The sequence below is a fragment of the Chimaeribacter californicus genome, from assembly GCF_002858675.1.
Lineage (GTDB): Bacteria > Pseudomonadota > Gammaproteobacteria > Enterobacterales > Enterobacteriaceae > Chimaeribacter > Chimaeribacter californicus.
Window position 1 is genome coordinate 55,979 of record NZ_PJZF01000019.1, and the last position, 22,983, is coordinate 78,961.

Genomic DNA, 22,983 nt, shown 5'->3' on the forward strand with positions numbered 1-22,983 from the left:
CGGCCGGGTTACTGCGGGTTATTCACCAGCAGGGAGCCGCCCTGAGTACCGCTGTTCAGCACCGGTTTGGCCTGGCTCTGGTAGGCCGTGAATAACGGCCCGCCGCTCTGTTTGGATTTCAGCACCCAGACCCGGCCATAGTGGTTGTAATAACCGGCCGCATGACCTGCTTCCGGGCCGATGCCCTGATAGATGTCAAAATGCTGGCCCTTGATGGCCCCGCCGACATCCAGCGCCACCATCAGGCGCATGTGGTATTTGCCGGTAAACTTGCCGTTATTGTCGAGTTCCGGCACTTCCGCCAGCAGCGTGGTACCGGCCGGGATCAGTGAGCGGTCCGACGCCACCGAAGCTTTGGCAATCAGCGGCACCGCACTCGCCCCTTTCACCGGCGCGAACATCTCCGGCTTGAAGAACACAAAGGAGGGGTTCTGCTCCAGCAACTCCCGCACTTCTGCCGGGGAGTGGCTGTCCGCCCATTTGCGGATCGCCTGCATTGACATATCTTCGCGCGCCACTTCGCCGCGATCAATCAGCACCTTGCCAATGCTGCGATAGGCGTGGCCATTCTTGCCGCCATAACCGAAGAACATCAGCGGGCGGCCGTCGCCATAATCCACATATCCGCTGCCCTGCACTTCCATCATGAAGTTGTCCATCAGGGAGTTGGTGTAGGCCACCGCGTAGCGCTCATCCAGCGCACCGCTATAAATGGCGGCGCGATCCGGCAGGCGTCGCTTGCCTTTCGGCGGCATCCGGTAGAGCGGGTAACGGAACTCGCCCTGCGGCGTGTAGCGCGCCTGCACCACCGGCGTGTAGTAACCGGTAAACTGCACATTACCGAAGTTGTCCACACCTTCCATCTGATAGGCGCTCAGCCCGTACTGGCTGAGAGTGCGGGTATCGCCCCCGGCACGGATCCACTGCTGCACATTCTGGTAAGTGGGGCTGTTACGGGTAAACAGGCCCGGTGAGGCGTACTGAATCTCCAGCAACTGGTCTGCGTAATCCTTGGCGTTGACCGGTTTCCCTTTTGCATTCGGCTCATTGACCAGCGCCAGCGACTGCTCCAGGCGCCCATCTTTATACTGCTGCCCACGATCGGTGGGCCGGGAGGAACACCCGGCCAGGATAGCGATCACCATGCCGCTGACGATATATTTGCCTAACGATCCTTTCATTGCCTGCACTCTTTACCGGATTTTCACCCGCGCACGATAACAAACGCCCATAGAGAAAGGAATTCTCCCCACTAAAAAAGGCGGCCGCTGCGCTGAAAAAAGCGGCAAAAATGGCCCGTTTCGTTTAAAAAACCTGCGCCTAATGCATTAAATGTAAAAACAACTTGCAGCAAATCTCATGGCCGGTATAGTGCGCATCCATCGGACGCGGGGTGGAGCAGCCTGGTAGCTCGTCGGGCTCATAACCCGAAGGTCGTCGGTTCAAATCCGGCCCCCGCAACCAATTCGATGCTGCACCAGCAGCAATGAATGTCGGATGGTTCGATAAGCAGTAAAGTAAAGATGTTACGGACGCGGGGTGGAGCAGCCTGGTAGCTCGTCGGGCTCATAACCCGAAGGTCGTCGGTTCGAATCCGGCCCCCGCAACCAATTCGGTGCTGTACCAGCAGCTGAAAATCCGGATTGCACGTAACAGCGGCCTGGCGTATAATCAGGACGTTAGCGTTAAAAAAAGTAAGCATGGTTGTAAAAAGTAAGCAGTAAGACGGACGCGGGGTGGAGCAGCCTGGTAGCTCGTCGGGCTCATAACCCGAAGGTCGTCGGTTCGAATCCGGCCCCCGCAACCACTTACACCACATCAGACACCCTTCAGGGTGTTTTTTTGTTTCTGCCGTCAGTAAAACCTTTCTGCCTTTTCCCCCTGCCCTTTTATTGCGCGCCACCCGGTGGGCAGCGCTGCGTTATTCTTTCCTTTCACCACGCTCCGCCATACTGATATGCTCACGCCGACCCATCTGTTAACGCCGGACTAAGCCGCCTTTGGCGAAATAGGCCGTGATGCCGGCCAGAATCGACTCCGCCACCTGTTGCTGGAAGCGGCTGGTACGCAGCTTGCGCTCCTCTTTCACATTACTGATAAACGCCGTTTCCACCAGAATCGAAGGAATATCAGGCGCTTTCAGCACCGCAAACCCCGCCTGATCCACATGGTTCTTATGCAGATGATTCACTTTGCCCATCCGGGTGAGTACCTCTTTGCCGAATTTCAGGCTGTCATTGATGGTGGCCGTCTGCACCAGATCAAACATCGTATGGTCAAGGTAGCGATCGCCGCTTTTGCCCACGCCGCCGATGTTATCCGCTTCATTCTGGGTCTGCGCCAGGTAACGCGCGGCGGCGCTGGTCGCCCCTTTGGTGGACAGCGCAAACACCGAGGAGCCGCGGGTCGCCCGGCTGGTAAAGGCATCGGCATGAATCGAGACAAACAGATCGGCGTGCTGTTTACGCGCCTTGGCAACCCGCACCCGCAGCGGAATAAAGACATCCTCGTTGCGCGTCATATAGGCTTTCATGTTCGGTTGCTTGTCGATCAGCTTTTTCAGCCGCCGGGCAATCAGCAGCACGATATCTTTCTCACGCGTCTTATATTTCCCCACCGCGCCTGAATCCTCCCCGCCGTGGCCGGGGTCGAGCATGATGATAATGGGACGGTCATGGCCGGCGTTGCCGCGTCTGGGCGTCGTGGCCGGCAGCGAGCGCTCCAGATCGCCTTTGTTGTAATCCTCCAGCAGCACCAGCAACGGATCGGAAGGCTCCCCCGCCCGGCCGCTGGCCGGATAGAGATCCACCACCAGCCGGTTTTTAAACGCCGACACCGGCCCGAGGGTGAACAGGTGCGGCGTGCTGTTTTGCTTCAGCTCCAGCACCACCCGCACGGTATCTTTGGTAAATTGCCCGACGCGCGCCTGCTTCAGGTAAGGATCGTTGCTCCGCACCTGGTTACCCATGCTTTTCAGCACGCTGTTGAGGTGCACGCCCTCGATGTCGATCACTACCCGCTCCGGGTGGCTGAGCGCAAACTGCTTATACTTAAGCGGCGTAGAGGATTCGATGGTCACGCGGGTGTAGGGCGTCGAAGGCCAGACACGTACCGCAATCACATGCGCGGCAGCGGCGAAGCCGACCTGGCTGATGCTTAATAACCAGGTGGCGGCGGCAGCCTGCACCAGACGGCGGCGGCCCAGGTCAGGAGGGTTATTGATCATGCGGCTCCGGGAAAATGAAAAGCGATGAAAAGGCATCGCTAAAACGGGCTAAACGTCAAAAACTTTAACGAATCAGCCGCTTCCTGTCACCCTTAAAGCCGCCTGCGGGCCAAAAAGCACGATCTTCTGACCAGCGCTAACCCCTTGTTAACGTCCTGATAACTTTTCTCCGTGATTTCCTGCTTGCCATCTCAGCGATAAAGAATAAAAATACAGAAATTACGAATAATCATGCAAGAGGCGAGACCCGTGAAGGAACGTAGTACAGAGCTGGTTCAAGGATTCCGTCACTCAGTTCCCTATATCAATGCCCACCGGGGCAAGACCTTTGTGATCATGCTGGGCGGGGAGGCCATCGCGCATGAGAACTTCTCCAACATCGTTAACGATATCGGTCTGTTGCATAGCCTGGGCATCCGGCTGGTGGTGGTGTATGGCGCCCGCCCGCAGATTGACGCCAACCTGGCGCAGCACCATTGTGAGCCGGTGTACCACAAAAATACCCGGGTAACCGATGCCAAAACCCTGGAACTGGTGAAACAGGCGGCGGGTCTGCTGCAACTCGACATCACCGCCCGCCTCTCGATGAGCCTGAATAACACGCCGCTGCAGGGCGCGCATATTAATGTGGTGAGCGGCAACTTTATCATTGCCCAGCCGCTGGGCGTGGATGACGGCGTGGACTACTGCCACAGCGGCCGTATCCGCCGCATTGATGAAGAGGCGATTCACCGCCAGCTCGACAGCGGGGCCATTGTGCTGATGGGGCCGGTGGCGGTCTCCGTGACCGGCGAAAGCTTCAACCTCACCTCAGAAGAGGTGGCGACCCAGCTGGCGATCAAACTCAAAGCGGAGAAGATGATCGGCTTCTGCTCCTCGCAAGGGGTCACGGACAGCGAAGGCAATGTGATTTCCGAGCTGTTCCCGAATGATGCCCAGCAGCGCATCGACGCACTGGAGCAGACCGGTGATTACTACTCCGGCACGGTGCGGTTCCTGCGTGGGGCGGTCAAAGCCTGCCGCAGCGGCGTGCGCCGCAGCCACCTGATCAGTTACCTCGAGGATGGCGCACTGGTGCAGGAGCTGTTTTCGCGTGACGGCATCGGTACGCAGATTGTGATGGAGAGTGCCGAGCAGGTGCGCCGCGCCACCATTAATGACATCGGCGGTATTCTGGAGCTGATCCGCCCGCTGGAGCAGCAGGGGATCCTGGTGCGCCGCTCCCGTGAGCAACTGGAGATGGAGATCGACAAGTTCACCATCATCGAGCGGGACAACCTGACCATCGCCTGCGCGGCGCTCTACCCGTTCCCGGAAGAGAAGATTGGTGAGATGGCCTGCGTGGCGGTGCACCCTGACTACCGCAGTTCCTCACGCGGTGAAATGTTGCTGCACCGGGTGGCAAGCCAGGCGCGCCAGATGGGGCTGGAAAGGCTGTTTGTGCTGACCACCCGTAGTATTCACTGGTTCCAGGAGCGCGGCTTCCAGCCGGCGGATGTCGAGGTGCTGCCGATGCAGAAACAGGCACTCTATAACTATCAGCGCCGCTCCAAGATCCTGCTGGCTGACCTGTAAAATCCCCTTTCCTGCCTGCCCACGCCGACGGTTCACCGTCGGCGTGATGCGCTCTACAGCCGCCTGAAGCAGACTAGGGTGCCGCCTGAAACGCCTGCATCAGCCGGTCACCCAGGCCACTGCGCCGTTGCGTTGGGGTACTGATGGCACTGGCCAGCACGTTATGGCTGGCATACAGCGACAACTGTTTTTTAGCGCGGGTGATGGCGGTGTACACCAGTTCACGCGTCAGCACCGGCAGCCACTGGTTCGGCAGCACCAGCAGGGTGTGGTCAAATTCCGACCCCTGGGACTTATGCACCGTCATTGCAAAGGCGGTTTCATGTGCCGGCAGGCGGCTTGGCTGGACGGACTTGATGTCACCGTTCGGCAACTGGAAATAGACCCGCAGCTCATTGCGCTGGTCACGCAACGTGATGCCGATGTCACCGTTAAACAGTCCCAGCGCACTGTCATTGCGGCTGATCATCACCGGTCGCCCGGCATACCAGCGCCCGGCCGCGCCCGGCAGGCGGCGGATCGCCCCATTGCGGTTCAGGGTCTGCTCAATGCGGTCATTCAACCCGCTGACGCCAAATGGCCCCTCGCGCACTGCGCACAGCACACGGAATTGGTTGAACAGCCGCAGGATCTCCCCCGCCTCTGCCCCCGCCTTCACCTGTTGCAGGTAAGGCTGATAGTGCGCAACACAGGTCTCCAGCAGATGCGGATAGTCCTCACTCTCTGCCAGCGGGTAACCCTGCACATCCTGATAAGGGCCGCGCAACACTTTCAATGCTGCGGCGGCTTTTCCGGCATTCACCGCACTGGCCAGCAACCCGATGCCGGAGGCTGCATCAAAACGATAACTTTTGCGCAGCAGGCAGAGACTGTCACGCACGGTGGCGTGCGCCTGCAAATCAGTGCCGCTCAGCGCGCAGCCGGTGATGCGGCTTAACTGCTCAGCCCGCGCCGGGCTGTAACCCTGCTCAGCGAACCGGCAGAGATCGCCCAGTACCGCGCCTGCCTCCACCGAGGCCAGTTGATCGCGGTCGCCGAGGAAAATCACCCGGGCGTGTGGCGGCAATGCAGCAATCAGCCGCGCCATCATCGGCAAGTCCACCATCGAGGCTTCATCCACCACCAGCACATCCAGGTGCAGCGGGTTAGCGGCATGGTGACGCATACGCTGGCTGTTGGGTTGCGCGCCCAGCAGCCGGTGCAGGGTCGAGGCCTCCTGCGGGATCGCCGCCTGAATCGCGGCATCCAGCGCCAGTTCACGGCTCGCCTTGCCAAGTGACTCCGTAAGCCGGGCGGCAGCCTTACCGGTCGGGGCCGCCAGCTGGATACGCAGTTTCCTGCCCGCAGAGAGCTCGACCAGTGCGGCCAGCAGCCTGGCGACCGTGGTAGTTTTCCCGGTGCCCGGCCCGCCGGAAATAATGGAGATGCGCCGGGTAATAGCGACGGCGGCCGCCACCTTTTGCCAGTCCGGCTCACTGCCGCCGGTACCGAACAGACGATCGAGAATCGCGCCCAGCGCCGTGTGGTCAGCCGGCTGGTCGCTGTCGCTGGCAATAAACCCGGCCACCTGCGCCTCACACTGCCACATCCGTTGCAGGTAGAGGCGATCCTGATGCAGCACCAGCGGCGTAGGTTGGGAACCGTCGCTCACCGCCGGGGAATCCCTCAGCCAGGTGAGCCACTGCTGGCCGTCGGGGTGGCCGAGACGCGCGCCCATCTCTTTTGCCAGCTCGGGGTGGCGGCCGTCAAACAGTGCGTCAGGGGTGAGCTGGGTCAGCGGCAGGCAGACATGCCCGCTGCCCGCTTCCGCGCTGACGCAGGCGGCAGCCAGCAACATCGCGGGCTGCTGCTCATCCGCCAGAAAACGGGCAAATTGCACATCCAGCGGCCTCAGGGCGCCGCCCAGCAGCGCACGTTCCAGTAAGGTCATCATGAAGGTGATCCTGCCTCAGTGATAGGGAGCGGGTGGCCTTCAAACAGCGCATCCATCTCATGGATAAAGGCCGCCGGGGGCCGGCAGCGGAAGATGCCGTTTTCCGGATGCTGTTGGTCAATCCCACGCAAAAAAAGATAAATCACGCCGCCGAAGTGGCGGTCGATGTCATAGTCAGCCAGGCGGTGCCGCAGATAGCGGTGCAGCGCCAGGCTATAGAGCTGGTATTGCAGGTCATAGCGGTGTTCCGCCATCGCCTGCGCCATCGCCGGCTGGGTATAGGCGGCGGCGCTCTCGCCCAGCCAGTTGGATTTATAATCCAGCAGGTAAAACTTCCCTTCCCAGCAGAGCACCAGGTCAATAAACCCTTTCAGCATGCCTTTTACCTGCCGGAAATCCAGCGGTGGGCAGCGGGCCGACAGCGGATCATACTGCCTGACCAGGCGATCGAGATCCGCCGCACTCAGCAGGCCACGGATCGGAATATAGAATTGCAGCTCGGCCTGGCGCTGCGTAGGCGGCAACTGCCGCAGAGACAGCCCCTCCGGCCCCAGTGGAGCCTGCAACACCTGTTCCAGCCAGCCAGCCAGCATCTCGCCCCACTCACTGCCGAAGCCCTGTGCTGTGAGCTTCTCCTCCAGCCAGAGGCGATCCGGCGTCTGGCTGAAGTCGATCTCTTCAAACAGGCTGTGCAGGAAGGTGCCGGGTGACGCGCCTTTCGGGAAAGTGTGCGGCGTCATGCCCGGTGCGGTTTCCGGCTGCTGTTCCCCGGCGGCGTCGATGTCCAGCCGCGGCAACAAAGCCTCGGCCAGTGCGCTGCCGTGCTGCTGCAGGCCGGAATAGCTGGTGACCCGCCAGTTATCCCCGACGTTGCGGGAAAACTCCCGCGCCGCCAGCGTCAGTGCCGGGTTATCCGGCGCTTCCCACGGCTGTAGGGCCGGTTCAGCAATCTGGGTCAGCGCGATGCTTTCATCCGCCAGCGCGCCCAGCAACTCCGCCAGCGCGAAGGCGTCGCACGCCTCACCTTTCTGGATCAGGTAGCCCAGTGCGCTGCGGTGCAGATCGGTTTCACCCTGCTTTTTGCGGTTGCCCTGAATCAACGGCGCGATGCCGATACTGCAATGGAACACTGACCGGGTCAGGGCCACATACAGCAGGCGCAAATCCTCCGCCAGCCGCTCCTCTTCCGCCAGCGCCTTGCTCTCCTCTTCCGCCCGCAGGTCGAGCAGGGCGGCGAAAGTTTGCCGGTCGTGGTAGAGCGCCTGTTGCTGCGGGCGGAAGTGGGCGATAAACGGCAGCCACACCAGCGGATACTCCAGCCCCTTGGATTTATGGATGGTCACAATCTGCACCAGATGGCGATCGCTTTCGAGGCGCAGCTGTTCGTTCTCTGACTGCTTCTCCGGCTGGGCGATCTGCTGGGCCAGCCAGCGCACCAGCGCGTAATCACTCTCCAGCTGGGAGGAGGCCTCCTGCAACAGCTCGCCCAAATGCAGGAAATCCGTTAACCGTCGCTCGCCCTCTTCGCTCACCAGCAGGTTTTCGGCCAGATGGCGTTTGCGCATCAGCTCGCGCAGCATCGGCAGCACGCCGCGCCGCTCCCAGTGCTCGCGGTAACCGTCAAACTCCAGTACCAGCGCATCCCAGTCGGTTTCACTGGCACTCAGCTCCGCCAGTGTGCGAGCATCCAGCCCCATTACCCCGGTCGCCATCGCGCTGCGCAGGGTACGCTCCTGCTCGGGGGCCAGCACTGCCTGCAATAGCCAGAGCATGTCCCGCGCTTCCGGCGTATCAAACACGCTGTCGCGATTCGAGAGGTAAACCGAGCGGATGGCAAGCGCGCCCAGCGCCTCGCGCACCAGCGCAGCCTCAATACGATTACGCACCAGCACAGTGATGTCCGATGCCCTGACCGCGCGCCGCTCCTCGCCGTTCACCAGCCACGCCTCGCCGCGCTGCCCGGCAGAGAGCCAGTGGCTGATTTGCCCGGCACACTGGCGGGCCATCATCTGTTGGTAATCACTGACGCCCACGCCCTCGCCCGATTGCAGCCAAAAATGCAGCGCCGGTTGCTGCTCCCCAGCAACCTCAAACGCCAGCGCCTGATTGCGGCCGGCGGCCGCCACCGGGCTGAACGGGATCTCGCTGAAAATAAACGGATCCTCTTTCTGCCGGAACAGCGTATTAACCGCAGCCACCATCGGGTGGGAGGAGCGCCAGTTGGTACCGAGTGTATAGTGGGCGCTCACTTCAGCACGGGCACGCATATAGGTGAAAATATCCGCCCCACGGAAGGCGTAGATCGCCTGTTTGGGGTCGCCGATCAGCAGCAGGCCGCATTGCGGCTGGTTGCCGTAAAGGGTACGGAAGATCCGGTATTGCTGCGGGTCGGTGTCCTGGAATTCATCGATCATCGCCACCGGATAACGGGCGCGGATCGCATCTGCCAGCGCCCCGCCGCCTTCGGCCTGCAATGCCTCATCCAGCCGGCTGAGCAGGTCGTCAAAGCCCATTTCGGCCCGCTGGCGCTTCTCTTTCTGCACCGTCTGGCGGATTTCCGTGATTGCCTGCGCCATCACTACGTCGCGCAGGGAGAGCGGCTCGGCACAAAGCTGCTCGATCAGCGTAAACACCGGGTGGCGCGGCGGCTCGCCTTTTTTGGTCTTTTCCAGCAGCCGCGCCTGGCTGAATTTTTCCAGCTCTGGCGGCAACTGGTAATCCTGCGTCTCCAACGCGCACCATTCACTGACTTTCTCCAGCCAGAGCGGCAGGTAACGGCTGCTGTAACTGCGCTTGTCGACGCCGGAAGCAGAGATTAACGCCTCCAGCTCACCGGCTGCGCTGTTCCATGCCTGTTTCACCTCGCTGATGCGGGCGATGATCCGCGCATGGCGGCTCTGTAGCGTCTCGCCCTCGGCCGGTGGGTAACGCAGCGCCGGGGCTTCCCCGTGAAGATAGGGGGCCAGATCGCGCAATAGCTCTTCCGGGCCGCTCCACGCCTGCCCCACCGGCCGGGCAATCTCAATCGGCAACGGGTAACAGTGCCGCCGCCAGAAGTCAGCGCACGCCTGGCGGCGCAACGGCATTTCATCCTGCACCAGCGTCTGCTCGAACAGAATGCCCGACTCAAACGCGTTGTGGGTCAGCATCCGCTGGCAGAAACCGTGGATGGTGTAGATCGCTGCTTCGTCCATCTGCCGTTCCGCTGCCAGCAGCAAGGCCGCGGCATCGGCCAGATCGGCAATCTCTGCCATCAGCGCCTGTAACATGCCGTCACTGCTGCTGCCGCGCACACAGGCCAGCCGCAGGGCGTGGATATTTTCACGGATACGGCCGCGCAACTCTTCGGTCGCCGCCTCGGTGAAGGTCACCACCAGAATCTCCTCGACCGTCAGCGGGCGCGGGAAGGCCGCCTCACCGCCCAGCCCCAGCAGCAGGCGCAGGTAGAGAATACCGATGGTGAAGGTTTTGCCGGTGCCCGCTGAGGCCTCAATCAGCCGCTCAGCATAGAGCGGCAGGGTCAGCGGGTTCAGGGCAAGGGGCGCTGACGATGTCATTGCCCATTCACCTGTTGCGGCAGGGTCGCTTGCAGGCGGGTAGCGTCAGCATAGGTCGTCCAGCCTGCCGGGGCGGCAAAACCGCCTTTCTGGGCGTCGGGGCCACTCCCCTGAATCTGTGACAGCAGCGCCAGCCCTTGCGGGGCTATCACCGCCTGCCGGTAGTACTGGTGCAGCTGGTCCCGCGTCAGGGCCTTCAGCACGTCGATTACCTGATCGCGGGTATCAAAGCGGAAATTGCCGCGGCTGAAATCATTGCTGAAGCGGCTGGCCTCTTCACTCAGGGTTTGCGGACGCTGGGTCAGCTCATCAATCATTGCCTGACGGTATTGCACAAAATCCTCATTGCTCATGGCCCCCAGGCGTTTATCCGCCTGGGCAAAGAAATCAAGGTAACGTGGGTAGAGGTAAGCCGGTGGCTGGCTGTTGCTCTGCAACAGGAAGCCCAGCCCCCACTGTTTCCCGACGGAGATAGGGAAGGCAAACACCGCGTAGCCCAACTGCTCCTGCGTGCGCAGCTGGCTGTAGAACCAGGGTTGCAGAATCTGCCCCAGCAAGGCGCTGTAGGCCATGCTGTGCACCTCATCATAGCCGGGCGGCACATACACCGCCGCCAGCGCGGAATCGCTGCTGCTGCCGGCCTTTTGCAGGTTGGCCAGCTGTTTCTGTTTAATCACCACCTCTTTGCCGTGCCACCAGGCTTCACCGGTACAGCCCAGCTGGGTTTTCAGGGAATGCGCCAGCTGGCGCACCTGATCCGCTGTCATGTTGCCTACCACCAGCACTTCCGGCGCGGCCAGGTGCAGCAGGCTGTCACGATACGCGACGATCTCCTCCACCGTGATGCTGTCCAGCATGGCGCGGCGCGCTTCGCGCTCGCTGTAAGGCACGCGGGAGAGCATCTGTACCGGCATGATCGCCTGTTCAAAGGCTTTCCCTTTGCCGGAAGCATCCAGCTTCTCCCGGTACCAGGACTTAGCCTGCGCCAGCTCATCGGCGGTCGGCGTAAAGCTGGCGTACCCGGCTACCAGCGAGGTCAGCAGTTGCGGCAGCCGTTGAGTAAACCCATTGGCGTTAAACACCACGCCATTATCCGGCGCAGTGGAGAAGCCGATACCGCCGATGGAGGCCTGGTAACTGAGCTGATCCAGCGCCAGCCCTGCCAGGTAGTCAGTGAGCGCGTACATCACCTGATGGCGCGGTGAATCAAGCGCCGTGGGGTTGCGGAAAGCAAAGGTAATGTCGGCGCGCGGCTCATCGGCAAAGGTGTGGCTGGGCATATAGAGCGCACGCAGCCCCGGTTCATCCACCACCAGCTGCGGCCGCGTAGGTTTTTCCGTTGAGGTAATCAGCGACAGATCGTCCGGGATGTAGGGGTTAAGCGCCGGCAGCGTCAGGGCGATCTGTGCGCCCAGTTGCTGCCAGCGCTGGCGCTGTGCCGGGGTAATACGGTCTACCTGGTAAGGCGCGTCAACAAAGTAGGCGGTACGGTTATGCGGCGCATCAGGGCTGACCACCCAGACACGCGCTTTTTCCGGCGTCAGCTGGCTCAGGCGGGCAGCAATGGCTTCCGGGTCATAGCGATCGGCCAGGTAAGCCGCATCCAGCGCATGATTCACCGGCACCCGCAGCATCGTGTCCACCAGCCATTCGATGTAGTTCATGTCGCGGGTAATCGCCGGGTAGCGGTAATCGAGGTTCAGCACATGGCCGATCTCATCGAAATAGCTGCGGCTGATGCCATGCTGACGCAGCATCGACAGATAGTTGAAGATGGCGGCAATCACTTCGTCGCGCTGTGCCAGCCCTTTGTCCGTCAACGACACGGAGATGGCGAACACCCCCTGATTGCGGTCAACCAGCGGGTCGGCCCCGGCGTTAATCGCATCCGCCAGCCCCTGCTGCTGTAACCAGTCTGACAGTGTGCCGGGGCTGCGGTTACCGATCAGGTAACTGATATAGGTGTCGGTTTTGCTGCGGAATGCCTGGCTGTTTTTATCCTTCGCGCTGTCGTTGTCGATCGCGAACTCCAGCTTCAGCTGTTTACGCGGCTGGGCGGGAACATAGTGGATGAAAATACCTTCCTGCTCAGCGGTCAGCGTCGGCACGGTAATCGCCGGCACCGTGGCCTGATGGTTGGCAATGCGGCCGAAGGTATCCGCCGCGAGGGCCGCCAGCGCAGGCAACGGCTGGTTGCTGTAGAGAACCCCCACCATCAGGTTGGCGGAGTAATAGCGCTGGTAGAACGCCGTCAGCTGCTCATGCAGTTTACTGCCGGGCTTGTCTTTCAGCGTGTCGAGGTTGCCGCCGGAGAAGCGTGCGCTGGGGTGCGCCGGGTTCAGCGTTTCCGCCCGGACCTGCGCCATGCGCATCCCGTCACGCGAACGGGCCATCGTCAGTTCAGCATTGACCGCATGGCGCTCGCGATCGGCATTGACCGGGTCGAGCAGCGGCGCGGCGATGGCATCCGCCAGCCGATCCACTGCCGGGGCCAGCGCGCTGTTTTCCACCTCAAGGTAGAATGCCGTGCGGTAGGAGGCGGTGCTGGCATTATGGCTGCCGCCATGTTTCTTCAGAAACTCGGCGAGGTTTTCCGGGTCGGGGTACTTTTTCGACCCCATCAGCACCATATGCTCAAGGTAGTGCGCCAGCCCCAGCTGGCTGTCCGGATCGTCCAGTGAGCCGACCGGCAGCGCCAGCGCCGCCAGGGACTTGGGTGCCTGCGCATCTGACACCAGCAGCACGGTCATGCCGTTATCCAGTTTCACCGCCTGGTACCGGCGGGGATCGTGTTCACTCTTGTTGATTGTTTCCGCCAGTGGCTGCCATCCCTGCGCAAAACCGCTGACTGGTGCCATAAAAATCAATAACAACAGTAACCTGGAAATACAGGTAAGCTGTTTTCGCATTCCCACTCTCCCATCACCTGGTAAATGTACCGCCGGAGCAAACTTCAAAGGGTAAGGCCACTCTGCGTAAACGTTGCTGGCCGGGCCGGCCTGAGGGGGTCAGACCCGGTATGCCGCGATAGTGCCCGCCGCAGGCGGTATCGCTGAATATGCACCTGCCCTGTTAAGCGGCGGTGCACGGCGGAGTCCTTTCATGACACGGTGACGCGTCTTGCCTTTAGGCTGCACCGGGCTGGTTATGCCGGGCCAGGGGCAGTAAAAAACGTTCCGCATTCTGCTGGATTTTTACGATGTCGTCATCGTCCAGTTGCCGGATGACGCGTTGCAGGTAGGGATCATCGCCTTCGCCGGGAACACGCTGATCGCCCAGCCAGGCCTGGAGCAGTTTACCGCGGGCTTTGCCCTGCGTCTCCTCATCACGGTTTATCTCCCCGGTCTGAGGATCCACACAGTGGCTGAGCCACGCCCAGCCGCTCTTGTTGACCAGCAGCAGCGGCTCACGCATGCCCTGCCGGTACCCCTCGATCAACAACGCCAGATACTGCCTCGCCTCGTTGACCGGCAGAGCGGGGAAGTGCCACACGGTCTCTTTGCGCCCATAGCTGCGGCTTTCCCCTTCGCCTCCTGATGCACAATACGCCAGATGCTCAATCCACAGCAACACCCCATCCACCGCATTCAGTGCCGCAGGCCGCCAGCGCAGCAGGCCATCGGGCTGGATATGGTGCACCCAGCCGGTGATCACACAGTCGCCGATTTCCAGGGAGATCTCCTCGCTGCGTGACTCACCGCGCAGCGCCCTGACCTTTTCCGCCAGCTCCGTCATCTCTTCGGATTGCTTCTGCCAGTAGATTTCACCAAACGCGCCGTAAGGCAGCGCACCGGAGGCTTTGACCCGCGCATAGAGCGCGTCGGCGTCCTGCTCTTCAATCAGCGTGTTCAACAGCTGGCTGTTGAATTTATAGCGGTTGAGGCTGTCCAGCACGAACGGCTCCTCGTCCGGCAGCTCCGTCTCTTCCAGCATAAAATTGACGCCGAGGCGCATCTGGAAAAAGGCCCGTACCGGGTGGCGGTAGAAGCGCATCAGGTTTTCCAGCGTGATCTCCTCCAGCGGCTCCGGTGCCAGCGGCTGATTAAAGTCCGGGTGCGGCTCGCCCTGCGCGCTGGCGGCAGGCAGCCACTCGCGGGCGTAACTCTGGTGCTCGTCGCCCGGCACAAAGTTTTCCGCATTGAACGGCATCCGGGCGTGGCGGCAGAGCACGTGCTCACGTACCCGGCGCTCGCTCTCGTCCGCCTCACACGCCAGATCGTCCGGCAGTACAAAACTCTGGCCGATGTACTCCATCAGCTCGGTTACCAGCACCGAGGCGTAGCGCTCGCTGTTGTCCTGAATCGACCGGCCGATAAAGCTGATGTAAAGCCGTTGCTGGGCGGACAGCATCGCCTCGAGGAACAGATAACGGTCATCATCACGGCGGCTGCGGTCACCTTTTTTGACCTGATGCGCCATCAGGTCAAACCCGAGCGGCGGCAGGGTACGCGGGTAGACGCCATCATTCATGCCCAGCAGGCAGACCACCTGGAAGGGGATGGAGCGCATCGGCATCAGGGTACAGAAGTTGATCGGCCCCGCCAGGAAACGCTGGCTGATACGCTCCTGATCCAGCCGGGCGGCCAGGTCGTCACGCAGGATACTGAGCGGCACTTTATCCGGGTATTGCGCCGCCAGCCCGAAATTGATCGCTTTCTGCCACTGTTCTTCAATGACCGTGAGCACCCCTTCTGTTTCCACGTCCTTGATAAAGAAGGTATCGAGCATCTGGCGGCAAAGCGGCAGCCACCCCGCCAGCGGGCGCGGTTCATCCAGCAGGGCGCGCCAGCGGGTCAGCTGCATCAGCAACTCCGCCAGGTGACCGGCCAGCTCCGCCGCCAGCCCGGTTGATTCGTCATAGGGCAGCACGCCCTGCCAGTGGCCCGCTTCGCTGTCCATGGCGTAACCCAGCAGCATCCGCGTCAGGCCAAAGCGCCAGGTGTGCTGGCCGGTTGGCGGCAGTTCAAGCTGGCGGATGGCGTCATCGTCCAGCCCCCAGCGGATGCCGGATTCACTCACCCACAGCCGTAACAGCCGCAGCCCATCCTCATGGATAGAGAAACGACCGGCCAGCGCCGGTACCTCCAGCAGTGCCAGCACCTGCTCCGAGGTAAAGCGGCTCTGCGGCATCTCCAGCAGCGTGAGAAACGCCTGCAACGCCGGGTGGGCCTGGCTGGCTTTACGGTCAGAGATGGCAAACGGCAGGTAGCGATCCGGCGGTGCATTGCCGAACACCGCCTGAATATAGGGCGCGTAGCTGTCGATGTCCGCCACCATCACAATGATGTCACGCGGCGTGAGGGTCGGGTCTTCCGCCATCATCGCCAGCAGTTTGTCATGCAGCACTTCCACTTCGCGTTGCGGGCTGTGGCAGGCATGGATGCAGATGGAGCGATCCTCTGGGTCCAGCAGGCGCTTACCGGCGCTGTTGGCCAGGGTTTCCGGCGTCATGCCCAGCACCGCCTGGTCATTCAGCTCCAGCATGTCCTGTTGGACTGCGTGCAACAGGGTGTCGCCTTCCATGTCCACAAATGCCTGCACTTCCTGGATATCATCAATCTGGGAGAGCAGATACATATGGTCACGCCCCAGCTTGCCCCAGGAGGCCAGCAGCGGGTTAGTGAGCGCCTGCTCACCTTCCTGATTGAACAACTGGGGGGCCTGTGCCGGATCGCGGAATAGGTCAACCTCCGCGCGGGCGAGATAGTCGCGCCGTTTGCGGCTTTGTAGCTTGGCCAGAAACGCATAATTCTGGATGTCGCCCCAGTAGTAGCGGCAGGGGTTGGTGAACATCAGGTGAATGTCGATATGCTTACCCAGCGCCTGCAATGCCTGCAAATAGATCGGCGGCAGCGCGGAGATGCCGCAGATAAAGACCCGTTTCGGCAGCCCCGGCGGGCAGGTTTCCAGCTGGTTCAGCGTGGCGATAAAGCGCTGGTAAAGGTTGGCACGGTGCCATTTCGGCTGCCCCAGTGCGGCGGTGTAGCTGCACAGCCGCGCCCACAGGGCTGCCTGCCACTGCTGTGCTTCGCCCAGATCGTCCTGCAGTTCGCCGCGCTCCCACCCTTCCAGCCAGTGCGGGCGGTAAACCAGATACTGGTCAAACAGATCGGCTACTCTGGCCGCCAGCTGGTGAATTTTGCGCTTGTCGCCGTCATCCTGCAGGTAGTGGCGCAGGGGGGCAAATGCCGGTTCCGTCAACATCTCCGGCAGCAGCCACATCAGTTTCCAGGTCATGGCATCTTTGCTGAAGGCGCTCTCTTTCGGGATGCCCGGCAACACGCGGGTGAACATGTCCCAGATAAAGGAGGCCGGCAGCGGAAACTGAATATTCGCCGCAATACCAAACTCATCGGCCAACTGCATTTGCAGCCATTGCGCCATACCGGGGCTTTGCACCAGCACCACTTCCTGTTGGAAGGGATCAGCGAGCGGCTGCCCTTCAATAAGCGCCGAGATCAGTTTTTTCAGCAGATCCAGTTGGTTGGAGTGGTAAACGGTGAACATGATGCCTCTGAAGTGAATAACGGGTGTGGCAGGCGGCTTGCGCCGCAGCCCCACTGTAACCTGACGCCGCCGTAAAGCAACACCGGGGCGGGGTTTTAACATAATAACCGGCGCACCGTCACCTGTTGCTGTGCCGGGGCCGCCACCGTAACCGTTGCCCAGCGGCAGCCGCTGGGCGCATCGGCGGACGCGCCGCTGACTGTCAGTTGCCAGCCTTTGGGCAGCGGTAACAGCCCGCTCTGGCGGCCGGTCAGGCTGAATGCTTCCAGTTGCTCTCCAGCCAGACGCCACGCCTGCTGCACCTGCCGTTGCCGGTCAAACCCCGCCGTCAGCGCCTGTTGGTACGTCAGCAACCCCAGCAGGGAAACGGCAAACAGCATGGCGGCAAACAGCACCTCGATCAGGGTAAAGCCACGTTGCGCCGTCATGGCCCGGCCTCCCCTTCACAGTTATGCGGGGGCTTCTCCGGGCAGAAATCCAGCCAGCCCCCGGCCAGCCGCGCCGGATGCCCGTTAAGCCCGGGCGTCGCCAGCTGGTAAAGGAACAACGGGGAGCCATCCGCCCGCCGCCCTTCCCCCCGCAGCAGAATCACCTCCGGCCGGGCAGCGGCTTTCATGCAGCCGCGCAGGCCGCCGGGGTGAAAGGAGCGGCATTGCCACGCTGTTTGCGCAGGCGGCCAGCGCAGCGTGGCAGCCCAGGTGAGTGCGGAAGCGGCCTGGTTCCAGGCCAGCAGATGTTGCCGCGTCTCGCCGGTGAGCCGCACGGCCTCATCAAGCTGGCGGTGCAGCGCCGTCATGCCCATTAACCCCAGCAGCATCAGCCCCATCAGCGTCAGCAGGGTGGCGTTGCCCCACTGGCGGTTCATGTGTTCGCCCCGGTCAGTAAGCGGGTAATCTGCCGCCGTACCGCGCCCTGCCGGCTTTGGCCGCTCAGGGTGAGTTGCAGCACGGTACCCGCGGCCTCATGGGCGTCGCTCAGCGTAAAACCGGTGATGATGACTTCGGCCGGATCGAGCAGCCTTTCCCAGCCTGTACCGCCGCAGTGCGTCACGCCGCGTTGTGTCTCCAGCGCACCGGCCACCAGACGGTAGCCGAAGGTTTCCGCCTCCGGGCCCGCCGGTTCCCAGCGGCCATTGCGGTTGAGGTCATAGGCCAGCAGCACACAGCCCCCTGCGCCCTCACCACCAGCCACGCTCAGGCGCACCGCCCGGCTGCCGCAGGCTTGCCCGGCACAGAACCCGGCACGGCGCAGATCTTTCCCGAGGGTGTCGGCCGCCTGATGCAGGGCGTGATCCAGCCAGAACAGCTGACGCAGGCGCTGCCCCTGCTGGTAGATTGCCGGGTAGCTGCCGGCGGCGGCCAGCATCACCACACTGCCGATGCCCATCGCCAGCAGGATTTCCGGCAGGGTGAAACCGCGTTGCCGGGCATAAGGTGCATTCAGCGGCATAGCGGCACCCCGCTGACGGCATCTTCGCCGCAGAGCCTCAGCCTCCCGTGGCCGGAGAGCACCACCCGGATGCGCCCGGCCGCATTGCCGAGGGTGAGATGGCCGGGCTGGGCGGTATTGCGCAGGCCATAAAACCCCATGCCGTTGCCGCTGAAACCGACGATGGACACGCCCTGCCCGCCGGGCCGGAACACGTGCAGCCCGTTTCCGCCGCACCCGGCAGGCGGTTCACTCTGTTGTGTAACGCAGCCCGCCGGCCCCAGTGTCACCGCCAGCAGCCGCGCCTCATTGCGGCTGTTGGCCTGCGCCTGCATCCGCCCCAGAAAGGTCTGGAGCGCCTGTGCGCTCTGCCGCAGGCGGTGCGCCTGGCGCATCTCCTGCGCGTAATAAAGACTGCTGCCGGTCAGGATGGCAATCAGCCCCATCACCACCAGCATTTCAAGTAGGCTCATGCCCTGTTGTTTCCCTGTGAGTCTGTTCATGCGGGCCAGTGTAAGGCACAAAAAATCCCCGGCCAGCGGGCGGTGGCGGAACAGGAAGAAGTGCCGCACAGCGGCGTTGCAACGCGGGAAAGCAGGCATTTTTCTGGAAGGCGTGCCGCAAAACGCATGGCGGCGGGCGGGCACAGGCATAAAAAAACCGAAGCCACAGGCTTCGGTTCTATACAGCGGGGTGATGAATCAGATCGCGACCGGGGCTTTAATCGCCGGGTGCGGATCGTACCCTTCAATCTCGAAATCCTCGAAGCGGTAATCAAACAGGGAGTCAGGTTTGCGTTTGATCACCAGTTTCGGCATCGGGCGCGGCTCGCGCGTCAGTTGCAGGCGCGCCTGCTCCAGATGGTTGCTGTAGAGGTGGGTATCGCCGCCAGTCCAGACGAAGTCCCCGACCTCCAGATCGCACTGCTGCGCCATCATATGCACCAGCAGCGCGTAGCTGGCGATGTTAAACGGCAGGCCGAGGAACACATCGCAGGAACGCTGGTAAAGCTGGCAGGAGAGCTTGCCGTCCGCCACGTAGAACTGGAAGAACGCGTGGCACGGGGCCAGTGCCATGCTCTCGAGTTCACCCACGTTCCAGGCGGAAACGATGATGCGGCGGGAGTCCGGGTCTTGTTTCAGCTGCTGCACCACGTTTGCCAGCTGGTCTATCTGGCGGCCGTCGGCCGCCCCCCAGGCGCGCCACTGTTTGCCGTACACCGGGCCGAGATCGCCGTTTTCGTCGGCCCACTCATCCCAGATGGTGACGTTGTTTTCACGCAGATAGGCGATGTTGGTTTCACCTTTCAGGAACCAGAGCAGCTCATGGATGATCGACCGCAGGTGGCAGCGCTTGGTGGTCACCAGCGGGAAACCCTCTTGCAGGTTGAAACGCATCTGATGGCCAAAAATCGACAGCGTGCCGGTGCCGGTACGGTCAGCTTTCGGGGTGCCGTGATGAAGCACGGTGTTCATTAAATCCAGATACTGTTTCATGTTACCTCACAACGGTTTTCTGTGGGCGGCGGTAGGCCCAAATCATCATAATGACGCCCGCGACGATCATCGGAATCGAGAGGATCTGCCCCATACTGATAATGCCGTCGAACAGCCCCAATTGGGCGTCCGGCTGGCGGAAATGCTCCACGATAATGCGGAATGCGCCGTAGCCGATCAGGAACAGGCCGGAGACGCTGCCCATCGGCCGCGGCTTGCGGATAAAGAGGTTCAAAATCAGGAACAGCACCACCCCTTCCAGCAGCAGTTCATAGATCTGCGACGGGTGGCGCGGCAGCACGCCATACTGGTTCAGCAGCGGCAGCAGGGACGGGTCAGCAACGGCAAGCGCCATATCTTCGCTGCGCGAGCCGGGGAACAGCATCGCCCACGGCGTGTGGGTGGTGACGCGGCCCCACAGCTCACCGTTGATGAAGTTGCCCAGGCGACCGGCACCGAGGCCAAACGGGATCAGCGGTGCAATAAAATCAGAGACCTGGAAGAAATTGCGGTGGGTGCGGCGGGCAAACAGCAGCATCACGCAGATCACGCCAATCAGGCCGCCGTGGAACGACATCCCGCCATCCCATACTTTGAACAGGTAGAGCGGGTTATCGAGGAACAGCGGCAGGTTGTAGAACAGCACATAGCCCACGCGGCCGCCGATAAACACCCCCAGGAAGCCGAAATAGAGCAGGTTCTCCACCTCCTCTTTGGTCCAGCCGCTGCCGGGCTTATTGGCGCGGCGCACCGCCAGCCACATCGCAAAAATAAAGCCCACCAGGTACATCAGGCCGTACCAGTGGAGGGAAACCGGGCCCAGGGAAAAAATGACCGGGTCGAAGTCAGGAAACGCCAGATAGCTGTTACTCATCCATCACCACAAATTGTCTAGTGTTAGCCCCAGGGGGGTCAGCAGGTTGCGAATCATAGCATAGGCTAAAAGCGGTCCGGGGCGGGAATAGGTATTTATCTGTAAAGAAAGGCGTCGGCGTTGGCCTTATAAAACGCGGCTATTTACCGCCGCGAATCAGCCCGCCGAGGCCACGGCGCTCCATAAACGCCGAAACGATGTGGCGCACATCGGTGGTATGCGGGGCGGAGAGTACCCTGGCGGCCAGCGCGTCAGCTTCCGCCTGTTCCACACGCCGCAGCAGGTATTTGATGCGGGCAATGCTGCGCCCGTTCATGCTGAGGTGGCGGTAGCCCAGCCCGACCAGCAGCAGCGCGCCCATCGGGTCACCGGCCATCTCGCCGCACAGGCTGAGATCCAGCCCCGCCGCGGCGCTTTGCTCCGCGATCATTTTCAGCACCCGCAGCATCGCCGGGTGCAGGCTGTCATACAGCGCTGCCACGCGGGTATTGTTGCGATCCACCGCCAGCAGGTATTGCGTCAGGTCGTTGGTGCCGACCGAGACGAAATCCACCCGCCCGGCCAGGTGCGGGATCAGGAACACCATCGCCGGCACTTCAATCATGATGCCCAGCCGCACCGGCGGCAGATCGTAGCCGAGCACCTCCTGCACCTCACGCCCGGCACGCTCAATCAGGCGTTTTGCCTCGTCAATCTCTTCCAGGCTGGTGATCATCGGCAGCAGGATGCTGAGGTTGCCGGTGGCGGCATTGGCGCGCAGCATGGCGCGTACCTGAATCAGGAAGATTTCCGGCTGGTCGAGGGTGATGCGGATGCCGCGCCAGCCGAGGCAGGGGTTCTCTTCGCTGATCGGCATATAGGGAAGCTGCTTGTCCGCGCCGATGTCGAGGGTGCGCAGCGTCACGGATTTCTGCGGGAAGATCTGCAACATGCCCTGATACTGCGCCACCTGCTCCTCTTCTGATGGGAAGCCGCTTTGCAGCATAAACGGGATTTCCGTGCGGTAAAGGCCGATGCCGTCTACCCGGCCGCCGAACAGCTTTTCATGGTCGGCGCTCAGCCCGGCATTCAGCAGGGTGAAGACCCGCTCGCCGCTTTTCAGCTGCGCCGGTTCCTCTACGTCATCTTCCGCGCGCTGGCTCAGCTCCAGCTCTTCGTTGATCAGCCGCTGGTACTCCTGGATCAGCACCGGTTCCGGGTCGATCAGCAGTTCACCGCGATAGCCGTCAACAATCAGCGTGCGCTGGTTGAGCAGCGAGGTCTGGATGTCCGCCCCCATGACGGTGGGCACGCCCATCGCCCGCACCAGAATCGCCGCATGGGAGTTGGCGGCGCCGTCGCGCACCACCACCCCGGCCAGCCGCTCCGGCGGTACTTCTGCCAGCAGGGTGGCGGTGAGTTCGTCGGCCACCAGCACAAACCGCTCCGGCCAGGGGATGTCACCCTGCACGCTGTCGTCGAGGTGGAACAGCAGCCGCTGGCCGAGCGCCCGCAGGTCACCGGCGCGCTCGCGCATGTAGGCATCCTGCAGGCTGGCGAACTGGGCAGCGAAATGTTCCACCACCTTTTTCACCGCCCACTCCGCCACGGAGCCGCCGTCCACTTCGAAAAACAGCTCGCGTTTCAGGCGGGCGTCATTCAGCAGGTGGGAGTAGAGGTCGAAGATCGCCGCGCTCTCTTTCTGCGCACTGGCGGTAAAGCGTTTGCTGAAACGGCGGAACTCGGCCCCGGCCTCTTCCAGCGCCCGCGTCAGGCGCTCACGCTCCCGCGCGCTGTCGAGGGTGGAGGCCATATAAACCAGATCAAGCGACGGCTGTGAGCAATCCTGCCAGCCCACGCCAATTGCCACGCCCGGTGAGGCGGGCAGCGCTTTGACGCGCGTCTGGCGGAAGCGGCCAAACAACTCGGTGAGCTGCACCTGGGTCAGGAAACCGGCAATCTGCGTGGCCAGGGTGACCAGGAAAGACTCTTCGCTCTCATCGAACTGGCGATGTTCGCGCTGTTGCACCACCAGCACGCCGAGCAGCTGGCGGCGGTGGATGATAGGCACCCCGAGGAAGGAGCGGAAACGCTCCTCTTTGACCTGCGGGATATATTTGAAGCTGGGGTGGCTGTGGGCATCGGCGAGGTTGATAGGTTCTGCCAGGCGGCCCACCAGCCCCACCACGCCCTCGTCAAAGGCGAGCGTCACCTGTTTGCCGCGCGGTTTTTTCAGGCCACGCGTGGCCATCAGGTAGTAGCAGCGGCGATCGTTGTCCGCCAGATAAATGGAGCAGACTTCGGTGTCCATTGCCAGGCAGGTTTCGCTGACGAGCAGATCCAGCGCCTCATTGAGGCTGGCTGCCGCAGCGACCTTTTCAACAATTTCTCGCAAACGCGTGAGCATA

At 61.9% G+C, this 22,983-nt stretch carries 14 protein-coding genes and 3 tRNA genes; 4 read left to right on the top strand and 13 right to left on the bottom strand.

Translation table 11 applies throughout. The features are described 5' to 3' along the window. Positions 1-8: 8 nt before the first annotated feature. Positions 9-1,181, bottom strand: a complete 1,173-nt coding sequence (gene mltA / locus CYR55_RS18165; RefSeq protein ID WP_101817775.1) for a murein transglycosylase A — start codon at positions 1,179-1,181, stop codon at positions 9-11. Positions 1,182-1,387: 206 nt separating this feature from the next. On the opposite strand from mltA, the gene CYR55_RS18170 reads away from it, so the two are divergent. The 3 genes from CYR55_RS18170 (at position 1,388) to CYR55_RS18180 (ending at position 1,807) form a co-directional block, all read left to right on the top strand. Beyond that, positions 1,388-1,464, top strand: a tRNA-Met gene (locus CYR55_RS18170). Between the two features lie 69 nt (positions 1,465-1,533). Further along, positions 1,534-1,610 (top strand) — tRNA-Met (locus tag CYR55_RS18175). Between the two features lie 120 nt (positions 1,611-1,730). Further along, positions 1,731-1,807 (top strand) — tRNA-Met (locus CYR55_RS18180). A 171-nt stretch (positions 1,808-1,978) separates the two neighbouring features. Here the strand turns inward: CYR55_RS18180 and amiC are convergent. After that, a complete protein-coding gene (gene amiC / locus CYR55_RS18185; RefSeq protein WP_101817776.1) occupies positions 1,979-3,226 on the bottom strand; it encodes an N-acetylmuramoyl-L-alanine amidase AmiC in 1,248 nt (415 codons plus the stop codon). Positions 3,227-3,457: 231 nt separating this feature from the next. Between amiC and argA the strand changes: the two genes are divergently transcribed. After that, positions 3,458-4,801, top strand: a complete 1,344-nt coding sequence (gene argA / locus CYR55_RS18190; RefSeq protein ID WP_165699621.1) for an amino-acid N-acetyltransferase — start codon at positions 3,458-3,460, stop codon at positions 4,799-4,801. Between the two features lie 73 nt (positions 4,802-4,874). Here the strand turns inward: argA and recD are convergent, their stop codons facing one another. The 11 genes from recD to ptsP all read right to left on the bottom strand — a co-directional run bounded on the left by recD (position 4,875) and on the right by ptsP (position 22,982). Then, the gene (gene recD / locus CYR55_RS18195) at positions 4,875-6,734 is read right to left on the bottom strand and encodes an exodeoxyribonuclease V subunit alpha (protein WP_101817778.1); all 1,860 of its coding nucleotides are present in this window, start codon (positions 6,732-6,734) and stop codon (positions 4,875-4,877) included. Continuing rightward, positions 6,731-10,291 (bottom strand): exodeoxyribonuclease V subunit beta, encoded by a 3,561-nt coding sequence (recB, locus tag CYR55_RS18200; RefSeq protein WP_101817779.1) that lies wholly within the window; start codon positions 10,289-10,291, stop codon positions 6,731-6,733. Before recB ends, recD begins: the two co-directional genes overlap by 4 nt. After that, the gene (ptrA, locus tag CYR55_RS18205) at positions 10,288-13,200 is read right to left on the bottom strand and encodes a pitrilysin (RefSeq protein ID WP_101817780.1); all 2,913 of its coding nucleotides are present in this window, start codon (positions 13,198-13,200) and stop codon (positions 10,288-10,290) included. Before ptrA ends, recB begins: the two co-directional genes overlap by 4 nt. 217 nt (positions 13,201-13,417) lie before the next feature. Beyond that, positions 13,418-16,798, bottom strand: coding sequence for an exodeoxyribonuclease V subunit gamma (gene recC, locus CYR55_RS18210; protein WP_101817781.1), 3,381 nt, complete (start codon positions 16,796-16,798; stop codon positions 13,418-13,420). Between the two features lie 95 nt (positions 16,799-16,893). Beyond that, positions 16,894-17,226: a type IV pilus modification PilV family protein gene (locus CYR55_RS18215; RefSeq protein ID WP_101817782.1), complete on the bottom strand. Its 333-nt coding sequence runs from the start codon at positions 17,224-17,226 to the stop codon at positions 16,894-16,896. Next, positions 17,223-17,663 (bottom strand): DUF2509 family protein, encoded by a 441-nt coding sequence (locus CYR55_RS18220; protein WP_101817783.1) that lies wholly within the window; start codon positions 17,661-17,663, stop codon positions 17,223-17,225. The genes CYR55_RS18215 and CYR55_RS18220 overlap by 4 nt, the downstream gene beginning before the upstream one ends. Further along, entirely contained in the window at positions 17,660-18,247 is a 588-nt protein-coding gene (locus tag CYR55_RS18225; protein ID WP_101817784.1) for a prepilin peptidase-dependent protein, read from the bottom strand. Before CYR55_RS18225 ends, CYR55_RS18220 begins: the two co-directional genes overlap by 4 nt. Beyond that, entirely contained in the window at positions 18,238-18,879 is a 642-nt protein-coding gene (locus CYR55_RS18230; RefSeq protein WP_101817785.1) for a prepilin-type N-terminal cleavage/methylation domain-containing protein, read from the bottom strand. Before CYR55_RS18230 ends, CYR55_RS18225 begins: the two co-directional genes overlap by 10 nt. Positions 18,880-18,927: 48 nt before the next feature. After that, a complete protein-coding gene (gene thyA, locus CYR55_RS18235; RefSeq protein ID WP_101817786.1) occupies positions 18,928-19,722 on the bottom strand; it encodes a thymidylate synthase in 795 nt (264 codons plus the stop codon). 1 nt (position 19,723) lies between these two features. Next, positions 19,724-20,596 (bottom strand): prolipoprotein diacylglyceryl transferase, encoded by an 873-nt coding sequence (gene lgt, locus CYR55_RS18240; RefSeq protein ID WP_101817787.1) that lies wholly within the window; start codon positions 20,594-20,596, stop codon positions 19,724-19,726. Positions 20,597-20,735: 139 nt separating this feature from the next. Next, entirely contained in the window at positions 20,736-22,982 is a 2,247-nt protein-coding gene (gene ptsP / locus CYR55_RS18245; protein WP_101817788.1) for a phosphoenolpyruvate--protein phosphotransferase, read from the bottom strand. Position 22,983 lies beyond the last annotated feature (1 nt).